General features: G+C 33.3%; 5 protein-coding genes. 4 read left to right on the plus strand and 1 reads right to left on the minus strand.

What is annotated here, in order from left to right:
* The 4 genes from DIU01_RS13175 to rlmB all read left to right on the plus strand — a co-directional run.
* Window positions 1–1,613: hypothetical protein (locus DIU01_RS13175; RefSeq protein ID WP_290835178.1), on the plus strand; the 1,613-nt coding region annotated here is incomplete at its 5' end.
* A 94-nt stretch (window positions 1,614–1,707) separates the two neighbouring features.
* Entirely contained in the window at window positions 1,708–4,809 is a 3,102-nt protein-coding gene (locus DIU01_RS13180; RefSeq protein WP_290835180.1) for a TonB-dependent receptor, read from the plus strand.
* Window positions 4,810–4,815: 6 nt separating this feature from the next.
* A complete protein-coding gene (locus DIU01_RS13185) occupies window positions 4,816–6,399 on the plus strand; it encodes a RagB/SusD family nutrient uptake outer membrane protein (protein ID WP_290835182.1) in 1,584 nt (527 codons plus the stop codon).
* A gap of 76 nt (window positions 6,400–6,475) precedes the next feature.
* Complete coding sequence (rlmB, locus tag DIU01_RS13190) at window positions 6,476–7,210, plus strand: 23S rRNA (guanosine(2251)-2'-O)-methyltransferase RlmB (protein ID WP_035125643.1); 735 nt, start codon at window positions 6,476–6,478, stop codon at window positions 7,208–7,210.
* Window positions 7,211–7,483: 273 nt separating this feature from the next.
* Here rlmB and DIU01_RS13195 read toward each other — a convergent pair whose 3' ends face one another.
* Window positions 7,484–8,263, minus strand: a complete 780-nt coding sequence (locus DIU01_RS13195) for a rhomboid family intramembrane serine protease (RefSeq protein WP_290835185.1) — start codon at window positions 8,261–8,263, stop codon at window positions 7,484–7,486.
* Between the last annotated feature and the right edge of the window lie 200 nt (window positions 8,264–8,463).

Raw genomic sequence — 8,463 nt, forward strand, 5'->3', positions numbered from 1 at the left:
AAAAGAATATGTATTTGAAAATTATTGGCGCGAATGACAAACAAAATAAAGTTATTGATTCGATAAGTTATTCTAAATCGTTTAGTAATGCGAAAGGTGTTGTGGATGAAAGCAAAATATTTTCGGATAAACTGATGAAGTTAGGATTTTTGGAACAGCAAATTCTTGAAAGTAGCAGACAAAATGATAGCACTTTTTTATATAAATATGATATTGGTAAGAAAACTAATTTTATACATATATATATAGGTGAAAAATTTTCTGGCGAATTGGAAAATCTTTTCGACACCAAAAACGACACTTTGAAACTTCCTTTTAAGGAAAGTGAATCGTTTTTAAATTCTATTATTAAAAAACTTGAAGTGAAAGGTTTCTCGATGGCGAAGGTGAAATTGGTAAATTTGAAAAATAAAGGTAGCTTTATTACTGCCGATTTGAATATTTCTACTGAACAAAAACGTCAACTGAACGATATTGTGATAAATGGTTACGACAAATTTCCGGAAGGTCACAAGAAGAATTTAAAACGGATGTATCGCAATAAGGTTTTTAATCAGCAGAATTTGGAAAAACTTTATAAAGACATTGAGCAATATCGATTTGTAAAACAGACGAAATATCCTGAGATTTTGTTTACCAAAGATTCTACGAAAGTGTATGTTTATTTGGAAAAAGCTAAAGCAAATAATTTTGATGGTTTTATTGGTTTTTCTAACGATGAAAATTCGAAAGTGATTTTTAACGGATACTTAGATTTGACTTTGAACAACATTTTGAACTCTGGCGAAAAATTAGCTTTGTATTGGAAAAGCAATGGCGAAGACCAAAAGACGTTTAATCTTGGCGTAGAACTTCCTTATATTTTTAAAAGTCCGATTGGATTGAAAGCACAACTGAATATTTTCAAACAAGACAGTACGTTTCAAAATACGCAAACTGCTATCGATTTGGGTTATTACTTTAATTACAATACACGATTGTATTTGGGCTATCAATCGGTAGAATCTAGCGATATTAACAATGTAAATACTTCGACTTTAAGCGATTTTGAAAACCAATTTATTACATCCACTTTTGAGTTTGTGAATTTTAAACCTGACGATTTTTTATTTCCCGAAAAAAGTAATTACACCATTAAACTCGGAACCGGAAAACGTGAATCGAAGTTTCAAAGTAACAATCAGTTTTTTGGAAGTTTGAATTTAAAACACAATTTTTATTTGAATGACAAAAACATCGTCAATATAAAAAGTCAGAATTTCTATTTACAAAGTGAAGAGTACATTATTAATGAATTGTATCGATTTGGAGGAATAAATTCCATTCGCGGATTTAATGAAAACAGTTTGCAGAGCAACATCTTCTCCTCTATTTTAACCGAATATCGCTATGTACTTTCGTCCAATATTTATGTGCATTCTATAATTGATTATGCTTATTATCAGGACAAAACAACCAATGTAAAAGACAATTTACTTGGTCTTGGTTTTGGATTTGGATTACTAACCAAAAACGGACTTTTCAACTTAGTTTACGCCAACGGAAGCACGAAAGATCAAGCCATAAAATTATCCAATTCTATTGTTCACATTAGTCTAAAAGCTACCTTTTAAAAAAATTACTACTCCAAACGCATTTTATTATCATAATTTTTGGTTTATTCGCAATTTATTGTGAGTTTTGCAGAACTAACACAAACAATATAATATGAAATCAAACTTACGTTTACTATTAACGCTATTTCTATCGTTAATTATTCAAAATGCATTTGCACAAGAAAAAGTTGTGACCGGTGTTGTAAAAGACGTTAATGGATTGACACTTCCTGGGGTCAATGTCATCGTTAAGCAAACCAAAACAAGTGCTCAAACAGATTTAGATGGAAAATACTCCATCAAGGCCAGTGAAGGAAATACAATAGAATTTTCATTTATTGGAAACAAAAATTCCACAATTAAAGTCGGTAAAAGCAATTCTTACAACATTGTTATGGAGAGCAGTGCTGAGATGATGGACGAAGTAGTAGTAGTGGCATACGGAACACAAAAGAAAAAAGAAGTTACCAGTTCTGTATCAAAAATTAAAGGAACAGAAATTCAAGGCTTAATAACTCCAAGTTTTGAAAGTCAGTTAGCTGGACGTGCTTCAGGTGTTCAAGTAACAACATCAACTGGTATCGTTGGTGCTGCACCAAGAGTTAGAATTAGAGGTATTGCATCAATCAATTCAGGAACACAACCATTGTATGTAGTAGACGGAATTCCTATGTATTCAGGAGATTTAGGAGGATATGCTGATGCTAACGCTTTAGGAGATATTAATCCAAATGATATTGAATCTTTTGACATTTTAAAAGATGGAGCTGCAACTGCTATTTATGGTTCAAGAGGCGCAAATGGAGTAATCCAAATTACTACAAAGAAAGGTAAAAAAGGGACAATGAAAGTAGACTATAGTACTGTATCTGGTTTTGCTTCACCTTTTAAAACATTTGATTTATTGAAAACTGCAGATTTCTTAACTATTTCAAATGAAAAAAGAACTAATGCTGGACAAACTCCATGGGCTGCCGGAAGCGATTATGACACTGACTGGCAAAAAGCAGTATTAAACAGTAGTGCATTGCAGGTGGATCATAGTTTATCTTTTAGTGGTGGTAGTGAAAAAACCAAATACTACATGTCTATGGGGTATTCCACACAAGAGGGAGTTGCTGTGTCAAACGATATGAATCGTTACTCATTTAGAAGTAGTCTTGACCATCAAGTTGCTAAATGGCTAACCATTGGTGCAAATATTGGATTAACAAGAACGGAATATAACGGACTAAATACTGGTAGAAATTCATTATCAGGAAATATGTTTAATGCCATCAGACAATTACCTAATACCTCTATCTTTGACAGCACAAATCCTACAGGATATAACATAAACCTATCTACAGGAAATGTTGGTCAAGGCACAAACTTACAACCTGTTGGTGACAATATTTCAAATATTGCTTATGTATTAAATTTCAATAAATTTAGATCAAAAATTAATAGAACTATTATTAATGCTTTTGCTTCTGCTGATATTGCAAAAGGCCTTAATTACAAGTTTCAAGCAAGTGCTGACAATGCTACTACTGGTGGATTTTTATATTGGAATCCAGTTCATGGCGACGGACGAGGATCTAATGGTAGATTACAAAACAACAATACAGATTTAATGAGATGGAATACTCAAAACATATTAAATTATAACACTACTTTTTTTGACAACCACAACATATCAGCAACAGCAGTAGTTGAATATCAAAAAGAAAGTAATCAAAGTTTTTTTGGTGTAGGAACAAATTTATTAGATGAATTCTACAATCAAAATTTAGTTACTGGTTCTTATGGGACACAAGAGTCTGGTGGAGGAATTACAGAAATTGGTATTATGTCTTACGTAGGAAGACTTAGCTACAACTACAAGCAAAAATATTTTTTACAAGGATCATATAGAAGAGATGGTATTTCAAAACTTGCTCCTGAAACTAGATGGACCTCTTTTACAGGATACTCTGGTGGTTGGAATATTGCAAAAGAAGGTTTTATGTCTAATCTAAATAAATATATTTCAGATTTCAAATTAAGAGCATCTTTTGCAGAAATTGGAAACACAGAAATTGGAACCTATCCTTATTTAGGACTTACTTCTGCATCACAATATGGAACATTAAATGGTATTGCTTTCACTCAATTTGGAAACGATCAATTAAAATGGGAAACAAGTAAAAAGTATGACTATGGAGTTGATATGGTTCTATTTAATAACAAAGTAAAACTAACTTTTGATTATTTCAAAAACGATACTGATGGATTAATACTAAACTCACCTTTACCACCTTCATTAGGTGTACCTAACAACTCTATTAGCAAAAATATAGGATCAATGGTAAATGATGGTTACGAATTTGGTTTAGATGTAAGTTTAATTAACAACCAAAATTTTAAATGGGATGTAAATGCTAACTTAACACTTCAATCTAACGAAGTAACTGTTACGCCTAATGGTGTAGATTTAATTGGAGGTTCTTCAACTGATGTGAGTATCTCTCCAAACATCATTATAAGACAAGGTGAATCATTAAACTCTTTATATGGTTTTCAATATTGGGGTGTAAATCAAGCAAATGGATTCCCAGTTTATTATAAAGCTGATGGTTCCTTAGTTCAAGGAAATCCAGCTAGTCAGTCTTATTCTGTTTTTGATCCAAACGACCCTACAAACACAGCAACTAGCGCAACATTAACACAAGCTGACAAAAGAATATTAGGAAATACAATACCAAAATATTTTGGTGGTTTCAGTTCAAGAATGTCCTACAAGAATTTTGATTTAAGTTTCTTAGTTCGTTTTAGTGGTGGCAACAAGATTTTTAACTCTACTCGACGTGAATTAATGAACATGAACTTAAACAACAATGGAACAGAAATATTAGGAAGATGGCAAAGTGTTACAAATCCTGGAGATGGTTGGACACCTATTTTATACGCAAACTCTAATACATTTTTAAATCAATCGAGTAACGCAACTTCAAGATTTGTGGAAGATGGTGACTTTATTAGCTTTGACAACATCACTTTAGGATATAATTTTCCAAAAAGTTTATTAGAAAAAATTAAAGTGGATAATATTCGTCTTTTTATTCAAGGTCAAAACTTATTTATGATCACAGATTACACTGGATTAGATCCCGAAATGGAAACAGCAGGAGTTGATATAAATGGAACTCCTAGAGGTAAAATATTTTCAATGGGTATTAATGTAAAACTATAAAATAACATGAAAAAATATATAAAAATATTCTTAATAAGTGCGATCGCTTTAGGATTAAACTCTTGTAATGAAGAGGACATACTTGATTTAAAACCAATTAATCAAATCTCTGTTGACGACGCCTTTTCTACTCCTACCTTAATTGCTAGTTCAATTAATGGTATGTATAATGCAGCTGCAGTTGGTCAATATAACACTACAAATCCAAATGGCGGAAGAGGATACGTTTGGGGTGCAGCGTTTGTTCAACAAAATGACTGCAGAGGTGAAGATGTAGTAAATACTCAAGCTTTTTACCAACTTACCTACACAACAACATACGATACTGGAACTGCTAACAATGTATATTATTGGGTAGATGGCTATCGTTTAATTAACAGATGTAACTTAGTAATTGAAGGTGTTACAAATGCAGTTAGCAAAGGTGTAATTACCAGCGCTATAGGTGATGATTATATTGGACAAGCAAAATTTTTAAGAGCAATTACTCATTTTGAATTGTTAATGCATTTTGCAAGACCATACCAATTTACAAGTGGTGCCACTCACCCAGGAATTCCATACAGAGAAGTTGGTATTGACACACAATCTGAAATTGATTCTGAACTTTTAAAAGGAAGAAATACAGTTGCAGAATGTTATACTAAAATAGTTAATGATTTGAATGATGCAGAAAGTAAAATTACAAACACTGCAAAGTTTAAAGCTACCAAAAATGCTGCAATTGCATTCAAAACAAGAGTTTATCTTCACCAAAGAGATTGGGATAACGTAATTGCAGAAGGTAATAAACTTACAGCTAGCGGACTTGCTCTGACTACAAATCCAAAAGACCCTTTTATTCTAGCAAATAACCTTTCTAATACAGAAACAATATTTTCTATTCAACACGGACCTGCGGCTGGTCAAAACCCAGGAGTGAACGCTGCTTTAGCATCTCAATACCGTAGAAGACTATTAGTTTGTATTAGTCCAATAATTTGGAGAGACCCAAGTTGGTTAACAGATGACAAGAGAAGAGAAGACAATTCTACTTCATCAAGTCCAGGTACTGGAATGGTATTTACTAATGCCGGAAGAAAATATACAAACAAATATACAGATGATGTAAACTATACTGATGCTGCTCCTGTTATTCGTTATGCAGAAGTACTTCTTAATATGGCAGAAGCACATGCAAGAAAAGCATCTCCTGATTTAAGCACTGCATTAACTTTGTTAAACCGTGTTAGAAATAGATCGTTAGCTAATCCTACAACACAAGCTTATACTACTGCAACGTTATCATCACAGACGCTAATGGTTGGAGCAATTCTTAAAGAAAGAAGAATTGAGTTTTTAATGGAAGGTCGTCGTTGGGGTGATATCCATAGACTTCAAGGAGATAATTTATTCCCAATAGATGGAATTCCAGCTAAATTAGCAAGTGGAAACCCTGCAGCATCAACCTTTACTTTAGGAACACCTTACACAGGACCTCTAGGTTTAGCAAGTATTCCAGCTTCAGATTTTAAATTTTTATGGCCAATACCTCAATTAGAAACTGCTAGTAATCCAACATTAGCTGCAGAACAAAATCCAGGTTGGTAAATAATAATTCATTTAGTTAGTTATATTTCTAAAAACCATCACTTCATAAGTGGTGGTTTTTTTATACCTTTGCACCATGGAAAAAGAAAACCAAATCTTCGGAATTAGAGCAATTATAGAAGCTATAAATGCAGGAAAAGAAATCGATAAAGTGTTTGTTCAAAGCGATGCACAGAGTGAATTGATGCAGGAATTGATGAAAGCGATGAAAAAAAATAGCATCAATTTCTCATACGTTCCAGTAGAAAAATTAAACCGATTAACTCCAAATAATCACCAAGGCGCAGTGGCAACCATTGCTCCTATTTCGTTTGTAAAACTAGAAACTTTGGTTGACAGCGTTGTAGAAAGCGGAAAAATGCCATTGTTTTTAATCCTGGATCAGTTGAGTGATGCTAGAAATTTTGGTGCCATAATTAGAACTGCAGAATGTACTGGAGTTGACGGAATTATAGTTCAAAAAACAGGTTCGGCACCAGTAAATGGTGATACTGTGAAAACTTCGGCTGGAGCAGTTTTTAATGTGCCAATTTGTAAAGTTGACCACATAAAAGACGCTATTTTTTACCTTCAAGGAAGCGGAATTAAAACCGTTGCTGCAACCGAAAAAACGGAAGATAACATTTACGATATTGCTCTAAACGAACCAATTGCCATCATCATGGGAAGCGAAGACCGCGGAATCAATCCATCGGTTTTAAAAATTGTCGATGCTAAAGCCAAGTTACCAATGTTTGGAACTATCGGCTCGCTGAATGTTTCTGTGGCTTGCGGAGCATTTTTGTATGAAGCAGTTCGTCAAAGACAGTAATCAGATAGCAGATTTCAGATAGCAGATTTCATATAGCAGATTTCAGATAGCAGATTTCAGATAGCGGATTTCAGATAGCAGATTTCAGATATTAAATATTTTGACATTTTAAAGACATATTTAAAATCTGAAATTTAATATCTATTATTAGAAGCGAATGGCTTGGGCATTTTTACAATCCATTTTCCTGCTATACATTACAATAAAAAATGTCCCGAAACAATCGGGACATTTTTTATTTTCATTCCTATCAGGGCTAGTTAGCCAATCATTTTACTGCTTGTTATCGTCAGTCGTTTCCCTAAAAACATAAACATATCTTACAGGCTCAAGTTGCGTTTCTTCTTCTAGAGTTTCTAAAATCTCCTCTGGTTTTGGTGGATTCACAAAGTTGCCATTTTCATCAAATCGTTTCATGAAAGCATCTTCTTCTGGCTTGAAATCGGGTTTTTCCCATTCATATTGTATGTCTTTTTTGTAGTCTGGAGTTTTGAATTTTACTGCAAAAACAAATCCGGTGAGTAATCCTGCAAGATGTCCTTCCCACGAAATTTTGTGATCTACATCTGGGAAAACATACCAAATCATTCCGCCATAAAGAACTACAACTGCAAGAGATAACGCCATCAATCTGTAATATTGCGTCATCATTCCTTTAAAGAAAATGAAGGAAACTAGAACATAAATTAATCCGCTTGCGCCAATATGATAGGATTCACGACCAATAATCCAAGTGATTATTCCTGAAAAAAATATTCCGTAAACCAAAACTTTTAGTGAGACTTCTCTGTAAAAATAAATTAACGCAGTTGTTAAAATAAAAAGCGGCAACGAATTATTAGCAATATGACTCAAATCACCGTGCAAAAACGGACTAAAAACCACACCTTGTAATCCGGAGAAAGTTCTTGGTAGAATTCCGTGTGTGTTTAAATGAAGGTTAAACGAATTGTCCACGTAAAAAACAAACCAAATTACCACCAAGAAAAACGATGGAATGATCCAAGTTGCTGGCGAAAATTTAAAATGATTAAGTTCGTTAGTGTGTCTCATGGTAAAAAAAGCACCTCGACTGCGCTCGGTGTGACAAATGTTTTATCAAAAATACAACCAATAATTTTTTAATGCTATTTTGTCAGAATTTCTATTTTACAAAATGTTGTTTTGAAAATTGACTTTTACAAAAATGGATGACTATTTATCCCGAAGTTTCGGGACTGATTGCAGAGGAAATCTTTTATCAATTGCCTTGG

Source organism: Flavobacterium sp., from assembly GCF_003525665.1.
Lineage (GTDB): Bacteria > Bacteroidota > Bacteroidia > Flavobacteriales > Flavobacteriaceae > Flavobacterium.